The 20,788-nt window shown below is 55.4% G+C and carries 17 protein-coding genes; 8 read left to right on the forward strand and 9 right to left on the reverse strand.

Annotated elements, in window-relative coordinates; all coding sequences use genetic code 11:
* Nucleotides 1-88 precede the first annotated feature (88 nt).
* A complete protein-coding gene (locus B2310_RS09920) occupies nt 89-1,225 on the forward strand; it encodes an LD-carboxypeptidase (RefSeq protein ID WP_290731050.1) in 1,137 nt (378 codons plus the stop codon).
* A gap of 29 nt (nt 1,226-1,254) precedes the next feature.
* On the opposite strand, the gene B2310_RS09925 is transcribed toward B2310_RS09920, so the two are convergent.
* From B2310_RS09925 to B2310_RS09955, 7 genes are all read right to left on the reverse strand, one after another.
* A complete protein-coding gene (locus tag B2310_RS09925; protein WP_173380835.1) occupies nt 1,255-1,962 on the reverse strand; it encodes a hypothetical protein in 708 nt (235 codons plus the stop codon).
* Between the two features lie 60 nt (nt 1,963-2,022).
* Nucleotides 2,023-2,868, reverse strand: a complete 846-nt coding sequence (locus B2310_RS09930; RefSeq protein WP_173380834.1) for a patatin-like phospholipase family protein — start codon at nt 2,866-2,868, stop codon at nt 2,023-2,025.
* The gene (locus B2310_RS09935) at nt 2,865-3,647 is read right to left on the reverse strand and encodes a lysophospholipid acyltransferase family protein (RefSeq protein WP_173380833.1); all 783 of its coding nucleotides are present in this window, start codon (nt 3,645-3,647) and stop codon (nt 2,865-2,867) included. The genes B2310_RS09930 and B2310_RS09935 overlap by 4 nt, the downstream gene beginning before the upstream one ends.
* A complete protein-coding gene (gene fabZ / locus B2310_RS09940; RefSeq protein WP_173365777.1) occupies nt 3,647-4,093 on the reverse strand; it encodes a 3-hydroxyacyl-ACP dehydratase FabZ in 447 nt (148 codons plus the stop codon). The genes B2310_RS09935 and fabZ overlap by 1 nt, the downstream gene beginning before the upstream one ends.
* Nucleotides 4,090-4,821, reverse strand: coding sequence for an SDR family NAD(P)-dependent oxidoreductase (locus tag B2310_RS09945; RefSeq protein WP_173365778.1), 732 nt, complete (start codon nt 4,819-4,821; stop codon nt 4,090-4,092). The genes fabZ and B2310_RS09945 overlap by 4 nt, the downstream gene beginning before the upstream one ends.
* Before the next feature lie 16 nt (nt 4,822-4,837).
* On the reverse strand, nt 4,838-7,240 hold the full coding sequence (locus B2310_RS09950) for a beta-ketoacyl-[acyl-carrier-protein] synthase family protein (RefSeq protein WP_290731056.1): 2,403 nt from the start codon (nt 7,238-7,240) through the stop codon (nt 4,838-4,840).
* A 77-nt stretch (nt 7,241-7,317) separates the two neighbouring features.
* A complete protein-coding gene (locus B2310_RS09955; RefSeq protein WP_173365779.1) occupies nt 7,318-7,563 on the reverse strand; it encodes an acyl carrier protein in 246 nt (81 codons plus the stop codon).
* A gap of 302 nt (nt 7,564-7,865) precedes the next feature.
* Here B2310_RS09955 and uvrB point away from each other — a divergent pair, with 302 nt between their 5' ends.
* Nucleotides 7,866-10,097 (forward strand): excinuclease ABC subunit UvrB, encoded by a 2,232-nt coding sequence (gene uvrB, locus B2310_RS09960; protein WP_290731059.1) that lies wholly within the window; start codon nt 7,866-7,868, stop codon nt 10,095-10,097.
* Nucleotides 10,098-10,193: 96 nt separating this feature from the next.
* Here the strand turns inward: uvrB and B2310_RS09965 are convergent, their stop codons facing one another.
* Entirely contained in the window at nt 10,194-11,216 is a 1,023-nt protein-coding gene (locus B2310_RS09965) for a branched-chain amino acid aminotransferase (protein ID WP_088638563.1), read from the reverse strand.
* Between the two features lie 226 nt (nt 11,217-11,442).
* The gene (locus tag B2310_RS09970; protein WP_290731062.1) at nt 11,443-13,191 is read right to left on the reverse strand and encodes a fibrobacter succinogenes major paralogous domain-containing protein; all 1,749 of its coding nucleotides are present in this window, start codon (nt 13,189-13,191) and stop codon (nt 11,443-11,445) included.
* An 80-nt stretch (nt 13,192-13,271) separates the two neighbouring features.
* Here B2310_RS09970 and B2310_RS09975 point away from each other — a divergent pair, with 80 nt between their 5' ends.
* The 6 genes from B2310_RS09975 to B2310_RS10000 all read left to right on the forward strand — a co-directional run bounded on the left by B2310_RS09975 (nt 13,272) and on the right by B2310_RS10000 (nt 20,722).
* Complete coding sequence (locus B2310_RS09975; RefSeq protein WP_173380829.1) at nt 13,272-15,695, forward strand: DUF3536 domain-containing protein; 2,424 nt, start codon at nt 13,272-13,274, stop codon at nt 15,693-15,695.
* Nucleotides 15,688-16,218, forward strand: a complete 531-nt coding sequence (gene hpt / locus B2310_RS09980) for a hypoxanthine phosphoribosyltransferase (RefSeq protein ID WP_173380828.1) — start codon at nt 15,688-15,690, stop codon at nt 16,216-16,218. The genes B2310_RS09975 and hpt overlap by 8 nt, the downstream gene beginning before the upstream one ends.
* Entirely contained in the window at nt 16,208-16,696 is a 489-nt protein-coding gene (locus tag B2310_RS09985) for a hypothetical protein (RefSeq protein ID WP_173380827.1), read from the forward strand. The genes hpt and B2310_RS09985 overlap by 11 nt, the downstream gene beginning before the upstream one ends.
* 27 nt (nt 16,697-16,723) lie before the next feature.
* Nucleotides 16,724-17,770, forward strand: coding sequence for a CofH family radical SAM protein (locus tag B2310_RS09990; protein ID WP_290731068.1), 1,047 nt, complete (start codon nt 16,724-16,726; stop codon nt 17,768-17,770).
* 382 nt (nt 17,771-18,152) lie between these two features.
* Nucleotides 18,153-19,961 (forward strand): BatD family protein, encoded by a 1,809-nt coding sequence (locus tag B2310_RS09995; protein ID WP_290731072.1) that lies wholly within the window; start codon nt 18,153-18,155, stop codon nt 19,959-19,961.
* On the forward strand, nt 19,958-20,722 hold the full coding sequence (locus B2310_RS10000) for a tetratricopeptide repeat protein (protein ID WP_173380824.1): 765 nt from the start codon (nt 19,958-19,960) through the stop codon (nt 20,720-20,722). Before B2310_RS09995 ends, B2310_RS10000 begins: the two co-directional genes overlap by 4 nt.
* The last annotated feature ends 66 nt before the right edge of the window (nt 20,723-20,788 follow it).

The raw sequence follows: 20,788 nt of genomic DNA on the forward strand, positions 1-20,788 counted from the left end.
ACAAATTTTGATATTGCGCACACCCTATCCGCACTTTCCTTGAAATATTTCACTTTATTGTTATTATTTACCGCAAAAGAGGTGTATAATGAATGGTTTTAAATTCTTTCGCAGTTCGGCTGTTGTGGCAACGTTTTTCAGCCTGACCCTTATCGCATGTTCCAACGACTCGTTGTCCGAGGCTTCGATTCCCGAACCTTCGCAGATCGAGGAATGCGTAGCACCCGCCTTCCTCAAGAAAGGCGACAAGATAGCCCTGCTCTCCCCCTCCTACCACACGCCCGATTCTAACGTCGAGAACACGGCGAAAGTCCTGGAAGACTGGGGATTCAAGCCCGTCATCGGCAAGCACGTGGGTGCCATCTACGCAGGCAAGTACGCAGGGAACGCCGACGAACGCGCCGAAGACTTTATCGACGCGCTCAAGGATACAAGCATCAAGGCCATCCTCACCAACCGCGGCGGCTACGGCGCCATCCACCTCATCGACCGCGTCGACCTGAAAACCGTCAGGGACAACCCCAAGTGGCTCATCGGCTTTAGCGACATTTCCACGCTCCACGCCATGGAAACCAAGGCGGGCGTCATGAGCATCCATGGCACCATGAGTTCCTTCATCGGCAAGACCGGCGGCGAAGACGACAACAGCATCTACATGCGCGACCTGCTCCTGGGCAAGGTCCCCAAATACAAGGTCCCCGCCAACAAGCTAAACATCAATGGTAAGGCGAAGGGCGTCCTCGTCGGCGGCAACATGGCGACTTTCGTCCCTCTCGCAGGAAGCCCCGTCGACGTCTACTCCGAAGACGGAATCATCCTGTTCCTCGAAGAACTGGAAGAAACCATGCGCAATCTTGACCGCATGTTCAGTTCGCTCGAGCTCCGCGGAGTCATGGAAAATGTCAAGGGCGTCGTCCTGGGCGAATTCGAGGAATGCGGAACCGACCTTGATTTCGACAGTCCCGAAGCTATGCTCATCGAGCGCCTGAAAAAATACAACATTCCCGTCATGGCCGGATTCCCCGCAGGCCACGGCGACATCAACCTTCCGATAGTCATGGGAGCAACCGTCACGCTCGATGTCAAGGACAAGGAAGCTACGCTCGCATTCAACATCAACGGCGGCGACGAAGTGGATGTCGACACGGACAAGCTGACAACGGAAAAGCCCATGCCCAAGGCTCTCCGCAAGATGCTCTCCGGAAAATCGTTTGACCTAGAATAAATTAAATCGAAATGGCTTAGGCGAAGGTATTATTTCTTCTTGTTCTTTTGAGAAATAATTTCCATCGCCTCGTCATAGAACGGAATATAGTACGGGAGTTCATCGACCAGTTCGAGTTCTCCCTTTTTGTTATAGCCCAAAAGGTAGCGGTCGTTCACGACGAACAGCGGTTCCACCATCTTGAACGGCGAGAATTTCGACAGGTACACCATTTCCTCCGTACTGATAGAACGGATTTTCGGCGTTTCTGACGGCGTTTCCGGAGTTTGTTCGGAATTGAGAATTCTCTGCTTCACGACATTCCACGCCTTCTCCGCAGACTGCTCGTTCTGGGGAATGGCATAGTGGAACTTGAATTTCTTTTTCTTGGTCACCTGGACCTCGAACTTTCCCTTCTGCCTCTTGAACTTGCTCTTGAACGCTTCGTCGTCCTTGATGCTTTCCCAGGATCCCGGCATCAGGAACAGGTACTTTGCCAGCACGACACCTTCGTCGGATTCGAGAGCCTTCTTGAGATCGCCATGGACGGCGACGACAAGCGAATCGCTAGCGACGACATATTCGACATCGTCCGGAAGTTTCTGGTACTTGAGATTTTCAGGCCTGTTGTTATCGGCCTTTCCCGTGTATGCACCACCGGGAATGGCCTTATGGGAAGCCAAGGCTCTCGGACTCGAGGCACAGCCGAAAAGCAAGCTTACGGCCAGCAAGGATATAGCGATTCGAGCAATTTTCATAGCAGACTCCTTTTATGGGACCTGCTCTAGATATAGAAATATCGAAACGGGCGTCAACCGCTAGATTTCTAAAAAAGCCTTCAAGTCGTCCATGCGGCGCTTGGCCATCTCGATTCCATGCTCGTAGGACTCGTTCATCTTGTCCATGTCGGTATCGAACTGGTCGCACAGCTCGATAAGGGGGCGGACCAGGAACAGCCTCCCCTCCTTCTCGAGCTTTTCCATCTGCACGAACATCTTCTCGTAGCGTTTGAGGCGTACCATCAGTGCACGGAAAAGTTCGGGGTACTTGCGCTTGTACATCGGGTTGAGGATGGCGCGGTACTTGCGGAAATCCGTCACGTCCTCGCCCGGGTAATGCGTCGAAACAGCCACCACCTTGTCGCAGCCCTTTTCAAAAGCGCGTTCAAACGGGATGGGAACCGTAATGCAGCCATCGGCATAATGCTTGCCGTCAATTTCGGCCATCGGGAAAATCATCGGGAGGGCGCAACTCGCGCTAATCAGGTCCAGCAGGCGCTTCTTGTCATGCTTTTCGGACTTGAATTCGGCGCGGCCGGTTTCACAGCAAGTGAGACCAATTTCAAATTCAGTCTTGGAATTCCGGTATGCCTCAAAATCGAGAGGCATCTTGCCGTCAGCCGAGAGGTAGTTGAGCGCATGGAATTCCTTCTGGATTCCGATAAACTTGCTTGCCCACTTCTTGCCCTCTTGCAAGCGGGTCGGGAGCACGATAAACTTTAGCCTCCCCTGCTGCTTCGTAATGAAGTTGACCGCCGCGTGTGCCCCGGCCGACACACCGGACACGTAATTGAAATCAATACCCTCGTCGAACCACGTATCCAGCACTCCAGCGCTGAACATCGTCTGGCGGGAGCCTCCTTCTAACACCAACCCCGTCTTCACGCATTCCCCCTATTGTCATCCCCGGCCTGACCGGGCGGACAGCACTTAGAGCTTTGCTCTTTAGTGCGCATGGCCACCAAGGTGGGGATCTGTTCGGACGGTGTTTCCGCCGCCACCGGCAAAACCGGAGGTTCTGCAACACCAAGAGCCTTCTGCTTGAGCGTCCAGACCTTCTGGCGGAAATACTCGCTGCGTTCAGCCAAATGCTTCGAAGAAGGGATGCCTTTCACACGCTCGATTTTCTCGGGTTCACCCACGACCACACGGGTGCGGCGCCCAATCTTGTAGACGCCTTCAAGGCCCACAGAAAGCACGGGAGCGCCCGTACTACGCGCAAGGAAAGCGAACCCCGTCTTGAACTCATTCAAGAGTCCATCATAGCGGCACTTGCCTTCGGGGAAAATAATGACGTTGTTCCCCTTTTCCAGTTCACGCTTCGCTAGCAAGGCCCATTCGGTATCCAGGTTAAAACGGTCGCAGGGAATCACGCACTTCACGCGCGTCAAAGCCCAGCTGAAATGTGGATCTTCCACCTGGTCTTTCGCCACAACAATGCTCTTCTTGTGGAAAAAGATGGCCAGCATCATGAGGGGGTCAATCATGCTGGTATGGTTCGCAATAATAACCGAAGGGGTCTTGAGCCGCGGAGACTTCACCGTCTCTCCCACGTACTCGATTTTCGGGCGATACGCCACAAGCAGGTAAACGCGCACGGTGTATATCACGACCACCATGACAAACTTCATGAAAAGTTCGAACAAAGGATTCTTCTTTTTCATTACTTTCCGAGGCTTTCTTTCGGAATGCTCGTGAACGTCAGCGCACCCTTCGCGTGCACGTTGCCGTTCACCTTCACGATACAGTCAAAGCCAACGATGACTCCACCACCCTTCGTCTTGTTCACGGTAATTTCGAGCTGGTCGCCCGGAATCACGGGCTTCACGAACTTGAACCCGTCAATCTTCAAAAGCACGTAGAGGTTCTTTTCCAAATCCTCGGCGGGCTTCTCGATAACGAGGGAGCAGAGCTGTGCGCAGGCTTCGCAAATGAGGACGCCCGGCATAATCGGGGTGCCCGGGAAATGCCCCATGAAATACGGTTCGTTCACGCTCACGTTCTTGATGCCGGTAGCGGATTCGTTTGGCACGAGTTCCGTGACCTTTTCGATCATCTGGAACGGCGGACGCTGTGCAATCTTTTCGCTGATTTCGAAAATGTTCATCATAGCGAAAGGCCTCCATCGAGCACGAACACCTGGCCCGTCACGTAGGCGAACTGGTCAGACGCGAGCGCAGACACGATGTTCGCGACCTCGTCCGCGGTACCGAAGCGCTTGAGAGGAATCTTTTCCACATAGCCCTTGCGGGTCTCTTCGGGGATAGCCTCAATCATCTCGGTCGCGATAAAGCCCGGAGCAACGGCGTTCACGCGGATGCCAAAGCCGCCGAGTTCCTTCGCGAGCGTCTGGGTGAGCGAGTTCACGGCTCCCTTCGTGGCGCTATAGACGGCCTGGCCGGCAAGCGCAAACTTGGAGGATACGGAACTCATGTTGATAATCACGCCGGACTTTTGCTTGTACATCTTGACGGCGACCTGCTGGGCGCAGTAGAAGTAGCCCTTCACGTTCAAGTCGAAGCACTTGTCGAGCGTTTCGGGGTTCATCATCAGGAGGTACTCGTCGCGCACGATGCCCGCATTGTTCACGAGCACGTCGATGCGGCCATAGGCCTTGAACACCTCGCGGACCATGACCTTCACCTGGGAGAGGTCGGCCACGTTCGCCTTGTAAATCATGCCGTCACCGCCCTCAGCCTTGATCTGGTCGAGCGTCTGCTGCGCGGCCTCGTCGGAACTGGAGTAGTTCACCACGACCGTGTAGCCGTCGCGGGCAAGACGCAAGGCACAAGCCTTGCCGATTCCCTTCGATGCACCTGTAACGAGAGCAACTTTCATTTTTGAGCCTCCCTATTTAAGGATTTTTTCCAAACACGACTGCGCTGTAAGAGCCACCCGCCGCAAAAGAGATGATTAGAATTTTCTTGAGACCGGCTGCATCGGCTGCCTTGCTTGTCACGGAACCGTCGCCCGCAATAAAATAGGCGTTATCGCTTGCAAGTTCGCCATTCAAAAGCATGGCGGCTTCTGCAGCGGCGAGCGCGGCAGACCCCGCACGGCCTTCACCGACACGCTCCTTGACCTCGAACAGCGGCATCGTAGCGAGCTTGTCGCCGAACACGCGCTTGAGGGCGCCCTTCTCGATATCGTCAATACGCTTGCAGCCGTTCGCGAATCCGCAAACCGCATCGATATCGGCGGCAGAGAGACCCGCATCGGCGAGGGCGTCATTGATGGCCTTGTCGAGCGCCTCGTCGGAACCAGCAAGCTTGCCGAACTTCACGTTCTTGCGGCCATGGCCGAACCCGAGCGCGTAGCAATAGACCTTCGCACCGCGGGCCTTCGCGTAATCCTCTTCCTCGAGCATTATCGACACGGAGCCGTCGCCCACCACGAAGCCTTCGTTTTCGGCAAAGGGAGCGACCACATCACCTGCGGCAACACCGAGCTTCTGGGCGAACTCGGTAATAATCGGCAAGTTTTCGTCGGTACCGGTTGCCATCATCGCCTTTTCCTGGCCGTCGTGGATGACGTTCATGGAGTAGCCGATGCTGTCGAGACCGGAAAGCGGGCCCGTCGTAATCGTGACGCCGTAACCCTTGATGCCGGAGCAAATCGAGAGGTAACCACCGGCGGCGTTGTAAACCGTGTGTGGGAACTTGAACGCGGAACCGCCCGCGTTGCCCGCCTCGGCAATCAGTTCCTCGAAATCGTAGGTGGCACCGAGACCGCCCTCGCTGGTTCCCACGATAATGCCGATATCCTTCGCGTTATCGTCGGTCACCTGGAATGCGGAATCCTGCAGGGCGCGCATGCCCGAAACCGTCTGGAGCTGGCCCAGGTTGTCGAGCTTGCGGTAGAAGGCCATCTTGATGCCAAGTTCCTTGTAATCCTCGAGCGCGATGGTCGAATGCACCGAAGCGCTCTCGGGCTTCTTGCCCGCCTTTACGGCATCCAGGTAGGCGGCCTTGCTGTTGCCGAGCGGAGACACGATTCCAAGACCGGTCACCGCAATTTTCTTCGCCTTGGCGGACTGGGCGGAAACTTCGCCCGGCACCTTCGAGAACACGATGGCCGCGTTCGTGCCGCCGAATGCCACGTTGTTGCTCAACACGCACTTGAGTTCCTTGTGGCGGGCCTTGTTCTGCACAAAGTCGAGAGCGCCCACCTTCTCCTTGAGGGCGGCGGACTGTTCCTCGGTATAGGGGAACGTCGGGAGCACCGTATCGGTCGTAAGCGCCTTGATGCTGAAAACCGCCTCGATGGCACCCGCGGCGCCCAGGCAGTGGCCCGTCATCACCTTCGTGGAACTCACGCTCACGTTCGCATTGTCTTCGCCAAAGAAATTCTTGAAAGCCGTAATTTCAGCATTGTCGTTCTTGCCCGTGCCGGTACCGTGAGCGTTCACGTAACCGATATCGGACTTGTCGATGCCGGAGTTCTTGACGGCGCGGTTGATGGCCTCCATCAAGCACACGCCATCTTCGCGCGGGGCAGTAATGTGGTTCGCGTCGCTCGTGACGCCGGAGCCGAGCACTTCGCAATAAGTCTTCGCGCTGCGCTTCTGGGCATGTTCGTAGGATTCCACGATGACGATACCCGCACCTTCACCGAGCGTAATGCCATTGCAGCGGTTAAACGGGGAGCAACCGTTCTCGTCGAGCGCATGGAGCGAAAGGAAACCGGAATACGGCACGGAAGCGAAGGAATCCGCACCGCCCGCAATCACCACGTCGGCCTTGCCCGCGCGGATGAGGTCACATGCCACCGCGATAGAAATCGTACCCGCCGCACACGCATTCGCCACGTTCGTCACGATGCCGCCCGCGCCACAGGTTTCTGCCACCTGGCTTGCAATGGATGCAATCGGCATTTTCGCAATTTCTGCGGCATCGCGCCCGTGCTGGTGATACTGTTCAATCGAGAGCACGCCACCCACGCAGCTGCCGATGACCACGCTCACGCGCTGGTCGTCGCCAAAATTAGAAAGCCCCGCATCGGCTAAGGCCTCGTTCGCGGCCTTGATGCAGAGCTTCGAGACGCGGTCCTTCTCTTCGGGGGCGTCAATCTGGTCGAGCGTGTCGCACTTGACTTCGGCAGCCAAGTCCGCATAGCAGTTCTTTGTATCTAGGGAAGTCGTCTTGTGGATACCCGAAACGGATTCCAAAGCGCTCTTCCAGGTTTCTTCGACATTGTTACCGACGGCGCAAATCACACCCAGGCCAGTAACAACACAGCGGCGTTCGTCAGGAGTCATATTTTACCCATGGATCCTGTCGGGCCTTTGTCCGGCTAGCTCAGTAACCGCGGCCATCCAGGATGACCATTCTAAAATTAAGCTTTGTGAGATTCGATGTAGGCAGCGATAGTATCGATGCTCTGGAAGTTTTCCTTGGCAACGCCGGTCATGGACACGCCAAAGGTAGAATCCACGAAGGAGATGATTTCGAGGGAATCGACGGAATCGAGACCGATTTCTTCGCCAAAGAGCGGAGTGTCGAACTGGAGCACGTCACCATCGACGCCGAGATCCGACATAAAGAACGACTTGAGCTTGTTTTTCATTTCTTCGTTAGCCATTGTTTCCTCTTTTGTTTATTTTTGCGACAAAGATAGAAATCTTTTTGTAAGTATTTATCGCAAAAACCTTAAAAAAACGACATGTAGGCCCAAAATGGCGATAAAAAGCAAGAAATCGCCCCTACTGTTCAGGGAAAAGCCGCTCGATTTGCTCCGGCATTCCCCTCGTCGGGCGCCCATCCTTCAAAAAAACAATGCAATGAAGAGCCCGCCGTGCAAGGGACTCCTTTCACAGACAACTTATAATTGAACCTAAACTCGCCCCAACCGAACGGAAATTTTGAAATTGCTATTTTTGGGATATGGCACGCGCACGCAAGACAATCACACCTGACCCGTATGCGAAACCGATAGCGAAACCGCTACCGCCCGAGCAGAGCCTACCGGGGCACCTCAAACAGTTCCAGTCGCCGACGCGCGCGAACTTCGAACTCGTGAGCCCTTACGGAGCGGCGGGCGACCAGCCGAAGGCCATAGAGGAACTCACCGAAGGTTTCAAGCACGGGGAGCAGTTCCAGACGCTGCTTGGCGTCACAGGTTCCGGCAAGACTTTCACGATGGCGAACGTCATCAAGAACGTAGGCAAGCCGACGCTGATTTTGACGCACAACAAGACGCTCGCGGCGCAGCTCTACCAGGAATTCAAGGCGTTTTTCCCGCACAATGCGGTGGAATACTTCGTAAGCTATTACGACTATTTCCAGCCCGAAGCGTATATTCCGCACACAGACACCTTCATCGAGAAGGACGCGAGCATCAACGACGAGATTGACAAGCTCCGCCTGCGCGCGACCGCGAACTTGCTCACCCGCAGGGATGTGATTATCGTTGCCTCCGTAAGCTGCATCTACGGTTTGGGTAGCCCGAGCGAATATTTCGACTTGATGGTGCGCATCAAAAAGGGTGACGTTTACGACCGCGACAAGATTCTGCATGACCTGGTGCGAATTCAATACACGAGAAACGATTTCAGCCTGGAACGCGGCAGCTTCCGCGTGCACGGCGACGTGATTGAAATCCACCCGAGCTACGACGAGGAAGGCCTGCGAATCGAACTTTTCGGCGACGAGGTGGACAGGCTCGTTCGCTTCAACATCATTACCGGCGAAGTCACTCAGGAAATGGACGAGATGACCATCGCTCCGGCAAAGCACTTCGTGACCAAGGAAGAAGGCCGCGCAGGAATTTTGCAGCGCATGCAAGTGGAACTGACCGAGCGCCTTGCGGAACTCGACAAGGAAGGCAAGGTGCTGGAATCGGCCCGCCTTTCGAGCCGCACTCGATACGACATGGAAATGATTCGCGAGACCGGCATGTGCAGCGGCATCGAGAACTACTCCCGCATTATCGAGAACCGCGCACCGGGTACGCGCCCGTTTACGCTTATCGATTACTTCGGCGACGACTGGCTCTTGATGGTGGACGAATCCCACGTGAGCATTCCGCAGGTGGGCGGCATGGCTGAGGGCGACAAATCCCGCAAGACGACGCTTGTGCAGTACGGCTTCCGCCTTCCTTGTGCGCTGGACAACCGCCCGATGAACTTTGCCGAATTCGAGTACATGTACCCGAAGCAGGTGCTCTTCGTGAGTGCCACCCCCGGCGATTACGAACTCACCAAGACGGGCGGCGTCGTTACCGAACAAATTAACAGACCGACCGGACTTCTGGACCCGAAAATCGAGATGTTCCCCATCAAGGGCCAGATGGACGTACTGCTCTACCGCATCGAAGAAGTCGTCAAGAACGGCGACCGCGTGCTGGTCACGACGCTCACCAAGAAGATGGCGCAGGACCTTACCGACTTCTTTGTGGAAGCGGGCATCCGCGCGCGTTACCTGCACAGCGACATCAAGACGCTGGAACGCCACGAGCTCATCCGGGGCTTGCGCACCGGAGAATTCGACGTACTGGTGGGCATCAACCTGCTGCGCGAAGGCCTCGACCTGCCCGAAGTGAGCATGGTCGCGATTCTCGATGCCGACAAGGAAGGATTCCTGCGTAACTACCGCAGCTTAATCCAGACGATGGGTCGCGCGAGCCGTAACGTGAACGGTACCGTCTTGCTTTTTGCAGACAACATGACCGACAGCCTGGACAAGGCAATTACCGAAACCGCCCGCCGTCGTAGCGTGCAGGAAGAATTCAACAAGGAACACGGCATCACGCCGAAGTCCGTGACCCGCAAGCTGGAAGACGACCTGAGAATCGCGGATCCCCTTGGGATTGACGGCGACAATTCTATCGACGACGACCAGTTCCCTGAGCCTGCCGAAGGGAACGAACCCGGAATCCGTCCGATGGAACCGCTGCAGCCCAGTTCTAGACGAAAGAAAGGTTCTAATTACTCCAAGCGCGCGGAGAACGCCAAACTGAGTGCGGCCGTCGGCGCCACCGCAACACGTCATCCTCGCGCAGGCGAGGATCTATCGGCAAAACTTGCCGACCTCGAGCGCCAGATGAAGGAAGCCGCCGCGCGACTCGACTTCGAAGAAGCCGCGCGACTCCGCGACATCATCCGCGGCATGCAATAAACCCTCATGTCATCCCCGGCTTGACCGGGGATCTCCCATAAAAAAATCCCGCGAATTTCTCCGCGGGATTTTTCACATTCGTCATGTTCGCGACAATTACACGTCGACCACTTCAGTCCAGCCGAACGGGTCTTCCGCTTCACCGAACTGGATAGCAGTGTACTTCGTGAAGAGTTCCGTGCAGACCGGGCCCGGATTCTTGCCGTCACCGTAGGTGAATTCCTTGCCGGCAACCGGATCCACAATCTTCTTGATCGGGGTAATCACGGCGGCGGTACCGCATTCGGCGGTTTCAGAGAATTCAGCGAGTTCTTCAAACGGGACCTGACGGCGTTCCACGGTGTAGCCGAGGTATTCAGCAAGCTGCTGCAGGCTCTTGTTCGTAATGGACGGCAGAATGGATTCGGACTTCGGGGTCACGTAGGTCTTGCCCTTGATGCCGAAGAAGTTTGCCGGACCGCATTCGTCGATGTACTTCTTTTCCTTCGCGTCCAGATAAATCGTGCTGGAGTAGCCGAGCTTCTTGGCTTCGGCGAGGGAAAGCAAGCTGGCAGCGTAGTTACCGCCGACCTTCACCGTACCCGTACCCTGCGGAGCGGCGCGGTCGAAGTTGCGGCTGATCATCATATCGACAGGCTTAAAACCATCCTTGAAGTACGGGCCCACCGGAGTCACGAACATCAACAGCAGGTATTCGTCGGAGGGCTTCACGCCGACTTCCGGGCTCGTACCGATGAGGAGCGGGCGGATGTAGAGCGTTGCACCATGACCATACGGCGGAATAAAACGGGCGTTGGCCTTCACCACTGTGTGGACCATCTCGCGGAACAGCTCGACCGGCGGAACAGCCATGAGCACGCGGTTCGCGGTGTTCTGCATGCGCTTGGCATTCTCGTCGACGCGGAAGATACGGACCTTGCCGTCCTTGCCCGTGTAAGCCTTGAGGCCTTCGAAACCTTCCTGACCGTAATGCAAGCAAGTAGCGGCCATGTGGATGCTGATGTCCTTGGAAGAAGAAAGTTCAACCTTGCCCCACTTGCCATCGCGGTAGTAGCAGCGGACATTGTAATCGGTATCGTAATAACCGAAGGGGAGCGTCTTCCAATCGACAGTGTTCAAATCAAGCATAATTTAACCTTTTTTGCAGTTTGTGCATTTTTAAAGGTATCGTTCGGTACCGCACAGAAAAATACAATTATCGCAGGGATTTTGGCTTGATTTATCGTGAAAAAATAATGAAATATTGGCTATAAGCCCCGCAACGCCCCGGCTAGCCGTTGCACTACTTCGTAGTGCAGACTGCTGCGCCTCGGAAATGGTCGCACAAGCAAGCTTGGCGACCGCATCACTCGGCTTGCAAGTCTTTGACGCAACGGACAGAGAGTCCGAGATCCTTGAAGTTGATGAACAGGTGCGCTCTGTCGTCGTAATAGCCCAAGCTCACGCTGTGCGCATCGACGCCATTGTACTGGGAAGAACTCCAGAAATACGCGATGCGGCCCTCACCGTTGTATCCTTCGTAGAAGTCGCCGGCAGACAACGCCGTAAAGGAATAGGCGTCCGAGCCACAGCCATTTACATCATTGCCATATACCTTATAATATTTATTCCAGCCCCAGCCGCTAGTAGACTTGAGCATTTTGCTCGCTGTATATATTCCACCGACAGCGGAGAACAATATTTTCCACTCTGTCGTATCCGGCAAGTGCCAGCCCTCAGGGCAAACGCCTCGCACCGGATAAGTCGGCGAACACATCTCATCTTCTTTATGGACATAACCGCAACCCTTACCGTTTGTAGACCACCTGCCCACGCCATCCATCGCAGCAATCCAGGTGTAAAGGCGACCATACTTGGAACACTTGGCAGGGTCATTGCCATAGCACCAGCTAGAGGAATCGGATCTGACCAACCGAAATTCATAGGGAACGCCTGTGTATGCGTAGTTCAAATTCTCTGCCATCCAAGTCTGCGTACCAATTTTGACCGTCTTGTAAGTCTGACCGTCACGTTCGTCAGTCATAGTCCCCTTAACCACAGTCGACGGGTCTACATATCCCTCAGGGATACCGCTTCTCAACGCCGCACTCGACGACGATTTCGCAGAGCTGCTACTAGGCTCAGCCGTGTCACCGAAAGATGAACTTTGCTCAAAGAATTCGTCCTTGAGGCAGCGAACCGAGTGGCCGTAGTCCTTGTAGTTGTGGGTACAAGACACACCATCGCCGTCGTTGTCCAAGCGTATGAAGTACGCATTGCTTCCACTATGCTGGGAGGAACTCCAGAAGTGCGCATCCTCGCCATCATAGCCGAAATAACCTTTTTTGAAGTGCTTGCAGACGGTAGGAAACGCAGCAAAAGAATAGGCGTCTATACCATTGCCATTTTCTCCCCTATTATCATTCCAGCCGCTAGTGGACTTGAGCATTTCGCCCGCATTTAATCGCCCGCCAACCGCAGTGAATAGCGTTTTCCATTCCGTTGTATCGGGCAAGTGCCAGCCCTCGGGGCATACACCACGCACCGGGTATGTCGGCGTACAGGACGCTATAAAATAACACAAGCCCTCTACGCAGCTTCCACAACCCTTGCCGTTTGCAGACCACGTTCCTGCGCTATCTATTGCAACTGCCCAAGTATAAGTACGACCGTATTTGGCGCAGTATTCTGCGGAATCATTATAGCAGAAACTGTTCGCGCTCTCGTAGTTCAGGTTCTCCGCCATCCAAGTCTGCGTACCGATTTTAACAGTCTTGTAGATCTTGCCATCACGTTCGTCGGTCATTGTCCCCTTTATTACAGTCGTGGGGGCCACATAGGCCACAAAAGCACTGCTGCTGGACCTGGAGTTACTAGATTGCAGTTCCTTCGAATCCAACTCTACTAATAAGTCGACAAGTTGCCTAGTATCGTATATCGTGTCGCCCGCAATGACGCTAGAAGAGTTGCAACAGGATCCTTCGCCGGAGCTCAGGATGACGTTTTTAGACAAAGAAGATTCCCCATCAGGATGAGCCTCAGAGTTACGGTTGCCGCCGCAAGCCACCAGCACCGCCGCCACAACTGCAACCATCAAGAATTTCTTCAAGGCCATAAATAACATTCCTGCGCTAAACATGCATGAATATACATTAATTTTTATAGGCACCCTCAAAAAAATCTATCTTTGAGCACATGGACAAGAAGCACCCCCTCTACTTTACTATTCACGGTCATTTTTACCAGCCCCCTCGCGAAAACCCCTGGACGGGTGTCATCGAGAACCAGCCCAGCGCACGCCCGAACCACGACTGGAACGACCGAATAGCGAGCCAGTGCTACAGTCCCAATTCCGCAAGCCGCATTTTGAGCCCGCACGGGCATATCGTAGATATCGTCAACAACTACGAATACATGAGTTTCAACATGGGCCCAACCCTCATGGGCTGGATTCGCACAAACACGCCGGATACCTACCGCCGCATCCAGGAAGCCGACAAGAAGAGCATCGAGCGGCTCGGGCACGGCAACGCGATTGCGCAGGTCTATAACCACATCATCATGCCGCTTGCAAGCGAGCAGGACAAGCGCACGCAAATCCGCTGGGGTATCGAGGATTTCAAGTTCCATTTCGGTCGTATGCCCGAGGCCATGTGGCTCGCCGAGACCGCCATCAACTTCGAGACGGTGGTGGAACTCATCAAGGCGGGCATCAAGTTTACCATCCTCTCGCCCACGCAGGCCGATAGCTTCCGCAAGTTCGGCGACGAGGAATGGACCGGGTGCAGCAACACCGACATCGATACGACGCGCCCCTACCGCGTGTACCCGCGGGACAAGGACGGCAATCTCGTATGCGACGGATACCTGGACGTATTCTTCTACAACCCGTGGCTTTCTTCTGCCGTAGGGTTTGAACACCTCCTGCGCGATGCAGGCACGTTCGGCAGGCGCATTGCCGACGCCTGGGACGAGAACCGCGAAGACGCGCAACTCGTGAGCATCGGTACCGACGGCGAAAGCTACGGTCACCACGAGCCTTTCGGCGACATGTGCGCCGCCTGGCTCTACAACCGCTACGCTCCCGAACACAAGATGGTGCCGGTGAACTACGGCTGGTTCCTCGAGAAGTTCCCGCCGCAGCACGAGGTTATGCTCAAGAACTTCTACGGCGAAGGATGTGCATGGAGCTGCGCCCACGGTGTGGGCCGCTGGTACCGCGATTGCGGTTGCTCGACCGGCGGCGGGCCCGGCTGGAACCAGAAATGGCGCGGACCCCTGCGTGACGCGTTCAACCACCTGAAAAAACTTGCCGACGACGTTTTTGTCCGCGAATTTGAGAAGATTTCGAAAATCGGCCCGTGGGATGCCCGCAACAACTACGTGCAGGCGCTCGTCGCACCCGAAGACAAGTCCCGCGTGGAGCAGTTCCTCAAGGATACCGTCAAGGAACCCGAAAACGAGGCCATGTGCGCGAAGGCGATTCGCCTGCTCGAAATCCAGAAGTTCTGCCTGTTCAGCTTCACGAGCTGCGGCTGGTTCTTCAACGACATCGAGGGCCTGGAACCCGTACAGAACATGCGCTACGCCCTGCGTGCCATGGAACTGCTGGAACCGTTCCTGCCGTTCGGGCACAACATCAAGAGCGAGGTGCTGAGTATCCTTGCCCGCGCCACGAGTAACGAACACAAGTGGAACGGAGCCGAGGTCTTTACGCGCTACGCCGAAGACGCGGTCCCCGTAATCCTCAAGGAAATGGCCGAACGCGCCGCGATATTCCACCTGGAACTCGAACAGGATTCCGACAATTCGAACTCCCGCATGAAGGCCGAGAAAATTTCTAGCCGCAGGCGCCAGACCCTCGTGCGCGTGACTTACGAAGACAAGTTTATCGGCGAAAAGCGCGAGACGACAAACCTCGTGATTACCGACGCCCTCGGGCGCGTGAACATCGTGGTGGCGATGGGGAGCATCGAGGAGAACGGCCTCAAGTTCGTGGAAAACCCGAATATGGGGACCATCGAACTCAGGAACCTGTTCCCGACCGCCTACGTGGTGCGTATGCGCGACCTCATGAGCGACTCGCTGCAGACCATCAACAAGCGCAGCACGCAGAAACACCTTGCGAGCCTCACGGAATCGTTCTCGAGTTTCGCGCTGAATCACGGCATCTCCATCGACAGCCTTGCCGACCCCGATCACACGCTGCCCGACACCATGCGAAAGATTCTCTCGCTCGAACTCAACGCCCGCATTCACCACGAGGCGCTCAAGCTGCTCGAAGGTCCGGACTCTAACCTCGTGAAGGAAATCCAGGGGCTCATGGACGAGGCGAACAAGCTCGACACGAACCCGAGTTTCGGCGGTACGGGCCGCATGTTCTTCCGCAAGCTGAGCGCCCTCATCGACGACGTTTACGCCAAGATCGACGAATCTACGGTCAAGTACATAACCGACCTCATCACGGTTGCCGACTGGCTCAAACTCGGCATCGACAAGACGAGCCTCGAGAACAAGGTATTCAAGATTTACAAGCAATTCAAGGAAGACCCGAAGGGCAAACTTGCTGCACTCAAGCCCATGTTCGGCTGGCTCAACTTCGAGGTGGACAATGTATAGGAAGTCCAGCAAACCGCTCATTTCCGCACGGGAGATAAACGAGCGACTGGACACGCTCGGCAAGGACGTTGCCGCGTTCGGGTGCGATATCGTAATCACCATACTTTCGGGCGGATTCATGTTCAGCGCCGACATCTGCAAGCGTATCGCGTCGCCGAAACTGCAACTCGCCTTCATACGGGCGTCCAGTTACGGTAGCGGCACCGAATCGAGCGGGAACCTCAAAATCACGGGGCTCGAGAACATCAATATCCGCGGCAAGAAGGTGCTCGTGATAGACGACATTCTCGATACCGGCAACACGATGTTCGGAATCAAGCAGGCCCTTGCCGGCATGGGCGCGAAGGAAATCAAGACCTGCGTGCTGCTCGACAAGCCCGCCCGCCGTACCGCGGACATAACCGCCGACTTCGTGGGTTTCGAGATAGAAAACAAGTTTGTCGTGGGCTACGGGCTCGACTACGCGGGCGACTACCGCACATTCCCCGAAATCTGGACGATGGAGGAAGACGATGGCAAGTAACGATTTTGAAGACGTCAGGCTGCATGCCACACAGACATTCGAAGCCGTAGAACGCAGCTACAACAAGATAAGCCGCGGCAAGCGATTCCTTATCAACGCTGCCGTGTGCCTCCTGTTCTTCATTGCGGGCTTTATCGTGAGCAAGGTCATAAACGACGTGCCCTCGCAGGGAATCATCGAGAAGGTGGCAGCGCAGCCCGACCTCAAGAACAAGTGCAAGGGCCGTTACGACCGCCCGATGGAATACGCCATCATGCACGAATGCGTGTTCGCGAAGGGCACGCCTTCCGATGACGTAAAGCTCGTGCAGCGAATCAACTACTGCACCTGCGCCCTCCAGAGCGTGCAGGCGAAAAAGCCCTACCAGAAGATGTTCGAGAACAACCTGGTCGACTTCACCTTCAAGATTCGCGAAGAGAACCTGTGCCAGGAAGAAAAGAACATTCCGGTGCTAGACAGCAACGACGCGGAGAAGTAGCAGGCAGGCGGGGTAGGCGGTTACACGATGGATAGGAACCTGCAAAAAGCGGTTGACGGAACCCGCATCACTCCGGTGGAAGCGCTCGATATCCTAAAAAACGCCCCGTGGACTGAAGTGGTGGAAGCGGGAGACGCGATTCGCAGGCGCATGAACCCCGGAAACCGCGTGGGCTATACCGCGTTCCGCATCGTGAACTACACGAACGTGTGCGAGGTGACCTGCAGCTTCTGCAGTTTTTGCAGGCCGGCGCATAGCCCGGAAGCGTACGTGCTTAGTTTGGACGAAATCCGCCGGAAGACTCTTGAAGCGAAGGCGAAAGGCGCCGACCAGATTTTCTTGCAAGGCGGCGTGAACCGCGAAATCCCGCTCAACTACTATACAGACGTGCTCAAGATGCTCACGCGCGAGATGGGCGTGAAGGTACGCGGATTTTCGCCGGTGGAACTCGTGCGCATCGCCGAATTCAACAACATGCCTCTCGACGAACTGCTCGACGTGCTGAAGGAAGCGGGCCTGAGTTCCGTTCCGGGAGCAGGCGCCGAAATCCTCAGCGACCGCATGCGCCAGATGCTGAGCCCGAGAAAACTCCCCGCACAACAGTGGTGCGATACTCTCGCCGCCTGCCACAGGAAGGGTTTACCCGGGAGCGCGAACATCGTCTTCGGGAGCGTCGAGACCGCAGAAGAAATCATCGAGCACCTGAACTACGTGCGGAGCACGCAGGACAGGGCGCCGGACGCCGCCCACGGATTCAAGAGTTTCGTGGTATGGACGTTCCAGCCGCAGACCGACAAGTTCCCCATCCGGCACGTGCGCGGCGACGAATACCTCAAGCTGCTCGCGCTCAGCCGCATATTCCTCGACAACATCCCGCATATCGAGGTTTCGCTCCTCGGGATGGGCCTCTCTCTCGGGGAACTCGGGCTCCATGCCGGCGCCGACGACATCAACAGCATCGTGATAGAAGAAAACGTACTGCAAAGTCACGGCCTCACCACCATCGAGGCGGCCGAAAAGTTCATTACCGACGCCGGTTTTACCCCGTACCGGCGCAGTTTAAATTTTGATTAAAGCATAAAAAAACCGGCCCGTTTTTTCAACGGCACCGGAAATCACTAGAGAGAGATATCTAAAAAAAGAGCCGAGCGTCGATTAGGCGCGTTTGGCGTACTTCTTGAAGCTCTTGACCAGCAGGGCAGCGAGAATGCAGTACATATTAACCTTTCTATCCTTTATTTTTGCTTTTTATCGCCGTTTTTCACTTCTTTTCCAAACAGCGCGCCAAAATTAACAAAAATTTACTAACGCGTCAAGGGGAAAAATTATATATATTTAAATAATTTACCCACTCTATTTTTTCTCGCATCCCTACATCCCTCGCCCTCTTCCCCCGAACGCCCAATTCGGATCCTTCTCGTTGGTTTTCTCCCTGAAAAATTGGTATTTTTGGGGCATGAAACAAATTATCGTATTCTGCCTCGTCCTGGCTGCCATAGCCTCCGCGCGGCCTTCCCTGCAACTCGACAGGGAACGCGTAGAAGCGGGCAAGACCTTTGGACTGCAGCTTGTATACCCGTTAAGCGATTTGCCCGAAAACAGGAGCGGTTTTTCCATCGACACGCAGAACGGTTTCACGTTCCTTGGCATGGACAGTACCGACCAAGTGATGCGCCCCAGTATGGAAGAAATGTTCAATTCCTTCTGGGGAGGCGGTAGCCGCGGCGCCTACAAGGCCCGCATCTATACCTTCAAGCTAAGGGCCCCCAAAAAGACAGGGCGCCTGAACATCGGCAAGGTCATGATCGAATTTGAAGGGCAAAAACAACCCATCTCGGGCGAAATCCCCGTCAACATCCAGCGAGCCTATAGCGACGATGCGCTCACAGTAAGCCTCACCCCAAGCAAGCGCACCATTTACGAAGGCGAACAGTTCTACGTGACACTAGGATTCTACGCCTACGAGCACTTCCAGGGCAACCTGCAGGCGACCGACATGAACACGGGCAACGACTTCATCGTCCACAGGAGCGATATAGCCGGCATCAAGTTCGAACCCGTTGAGAATAACCGCCGCGAATTACAGGCGAGTGCAAAGTTCGCATGGCTCAGCCCCACCAAGAGCGGCAACCTGCAAATTCCGCCGTTCAAGTTCAAGTACACCAAGCGCGGCGAACCGAAGATTGTCGAAGAAAACAAGCAGATGGGCGGCATGTCCTTCCATTCGCAGAGCATCCGGCAGGAATCCGTCGAAGCCGAAACCCAGACGCCGGCAATAAACATTACCGTAAAGCCGCTCCCCACCGAAGGCAAGCCTGCGGACTTCAGCGGGATGGTGGGTAACTACAGCTTCAGTGCCGACTTTGACCGCACCGACGTGAAGGTGGGCGAAGCGCTCACGCTCTCCGTGGACATCAAGGGCGACGGAACGCCCGGTACCATTACCGACCCGAAGTTCCCCGACTTCAGCGACTTCCGCTCCGTCCCGCCCGAAAACAGCATCAGCAAAAAGGTCGCGGGCAGCAAGGTCATTACCAGCAAGAGCATAAAAGTTTTCCTCTACCCCAAAAAGAAGGGCGACTTTACCGTACCCGAGATTACCTACAGCTGGTTCAACCCCGCAAAGAAGAAGTACGAGACAGCAAAGGCAGGCCCCTGGAACATCCATGTGGAGAAGGGTGAAAATGCCCCCGAGGCAGTATTCCAGAACCCCGTCGCCGCAAGCGGCCCCGCCGCCGTGCAAAAACAGGAAATCGAATCGCTAGGTTCGGACATCCGCTTTATCCACCAGGTCAAGGGCACAGGCAATACCGCACCGTACAAGAGCATCCTTTACTGGGTTCTGATGGCGGCCGCCCTTCCCTTCTATTTCGTCGTGACATGGATTATCCGCAAGCGCCGCAAGCACAATAGCGACACGGCCCTGGTACGCAAGGGCAAGGCGAACAAGATGCTCAAGGCCCGCTTCGCAAGCGCCCGTGACGCCCTGGCGAAGGGTGACGCGAAGGCTCTGTACGCCGCACTCGAAAACGGCCTCATCGGCTACCTGAGCGACCGCACCAACCTGGAATTCAAGGGCATGACCCGCCCACAGATGAAATCGAAACTCGAAGAACTCGGCGTGAAGGCAGAAACCATCGAGGCCATCGACAGCTGGCTCGAAAAGTGCGCCTTTGCGCGGTTTGCCCCGGTGAACCCGAACGAAAGCGAGCAGAAGCAGATGCTTGCCGACGTAGAAAAACTTTGCGAGGAGATCGACGTATGAATTTCATGAAGTACATTTTTCTGGCACTTTGCATCGCTGCGGCATCGGCCGTAGCCGCCCCCGACTGCGCGGGCATTGACGCCGGCACGAAGGCCTATAACGGGGGCGACTTCGAGCGCGCCATCGACGAATGGCGCACCTGTGCCGACAACGGCACACCCGATGCCGACCTGCTTTACAACCTGGGGAACGCCTACTTCAGGAGCGGCAAGATTGGTTTCGCCATCTTCTATTACCGTTCGGCCCTCAGGCTGCGCCCGGGTGACGATGACATCCAGCACAACCTCAAGTTTGCGCAGGCCATGACCCGCGACAAGGTGGACGAAGACGAAGAAGAGAACCCCATCCTCTCCGGCCTCTTCAAGTTACACCACGCGCTTTCCCTGAAGGCCCAGCTCATCACGCTGCTTGCTATTTTCTGGTTCATTGCGCTCATCGGCATTGCCGGCCGCATCGTCATCGGTGAACGCGCCAAGAACATCTGCACGGGCGCCATATTCGTGCTCACTGCAATTTTCTGCGTCATCGGTTCCAGTGCCGCCTACAAGATTTTCGTGCTCGAAAAAGACATCTGTGGAGTTGTCACCGCAACCGACGCCGACGTGACAAGCGCCCCGAGCGACAAGTCGCAGACGCTCAATACGCTTTCCGAAGGCACCACGTTCGAAGTCATTTCCGAACAAGGCAACTTCGCAGAAATCCGCCTCGGCGAAAAGATCAAGGGCTTCGTGAAACTCTCCGAAGTGGGGATTATAAAGTAATACTTCGGCTAACTACGTTAGCCTCGCGCATACGCCTTAGCGTATGCGATTATAATGCAAATTTTT

Source organism: Fibrobacter sp. UBA3629, assembly GCF_002374005.1.
Taxonomy (GTDB): domain Bacteria; phylum Fibrobacterota; class Fibrobacteria; order Fibrobacterales; family Fibrobacteraceae; genus Fibrobacter.

What these genes read in the sequence shown, in the direction of transcription:
- B2310_RS09950 (WP_290731056.1), bottom strand. Translation starts at nt 7,240, where the DNA reads ATGACTCCTGACGAACGCCGCTGTGTTGTTACTGGCCTGGGTGTGATT.
- B2310_RS09955 (WP_173365779.1), bottom strand. Translation starts at nt 7,563, where the DNA reads ATGGCTAACGAAGAAATGAAAAACAAGCTCAAGTCGTTCTTTATGTCG.
- B2310_RS09990 (WP_290731068.1), top strand. Translation starts at nt 16,724, where the DNA reads ATGGATAGGAACCTGCAAAAAGCGGTTGACGGAACCCGCATCACTCCG.
- B2310_RS09935 (WP_173380833.1), bottom strand. Translation starts at nt 3,647, where the DNA reads ATGAAAAAGAAGAATCCTTTGTTCGAACTTTTCATGAAGTTTGTCATG.
- B2310_RS09995 (WP_290731072.1), top strand. Translation starts at nt 18,153, where the DNA reads ATGAAACAAATTATCGTATTCTGCCTCGTCCTGGCTGCCATAGCCTCC.
- B2310_RS09985 (WP_173380827.1), top strand. Translation starts at nt 16,208, where the DNA reads ATGGCAAGTAACGATTTTGAAGACGTCAGGCTGCATGCCACACAGACA.
- B2310_RS10000 (WP_173380824.1), top strand. Translation starts at nt 19,958, where the DNA reads ATGAATTTCATGAAGTACATTTTTCTGGCACTTTGCATCGCTGCGGCA.
- B2310_RS09920 (WP_290731050.1), top strand. Translation starts at nt 89, where the DNA reads ATGAATGGTTTTAAATTCTTTCGCAGTTCGGCTGTTGTGGCAACGTTT.
- uvrB (WP_290731059.1), top strand. Translation starts at nt 7,866, where the DNA reads ATGGCACGCGCACGCAAGACAATCACACCTGACCCGTATGCGAAACCG.
- hpt (WP_173380828.1), top strand. Translation starts at nt 15,688, where the DNA reads ATGTATAGGAAGTCCAGCAAACCGCTCATTTCCGCACGGGAGATAAAC.
- B2310_RS09945 (WP_173365778.1), bottom strand. Translation starts at nt 4,821, where the DNA reads ATGAAAGTTGCTCTCGTTACAGGTGCATCGAAGGGAATCGGCAAGGCT.
- B2310_RS09925 (WP_173380835.1), bottom strand. Translation starts at nt 1,962, where the DNA reads ATGAAAATTGCTCGAATCGCTATATCCTTGCTGGCCGTAAGCTTGCTT.
- B2310_RS09970 (WP_290731062.1), bottom strand. Translation starts at nt 13,191, where the DNA reads ATGGCCTTGAAGAAATTCTTGATGGTTGCAGTTGTGGCGGCGGTGCTG.
- fabZ (WP_173365777.1), bottom strand. Translation starts at nt 4,093, where the DNA reads ATGATGAACATTTTCGAAATCAGCGAAAAGATTGCACAGCGTCCGCCG.
- B2310_RS09975 (WP_173380829.1), top strand. Translation starts at nt 13,272, where the DNA reads ATGGACAAGAAGCACCCCCTCTACTTTACTATTCACGGTCATTTTTAC.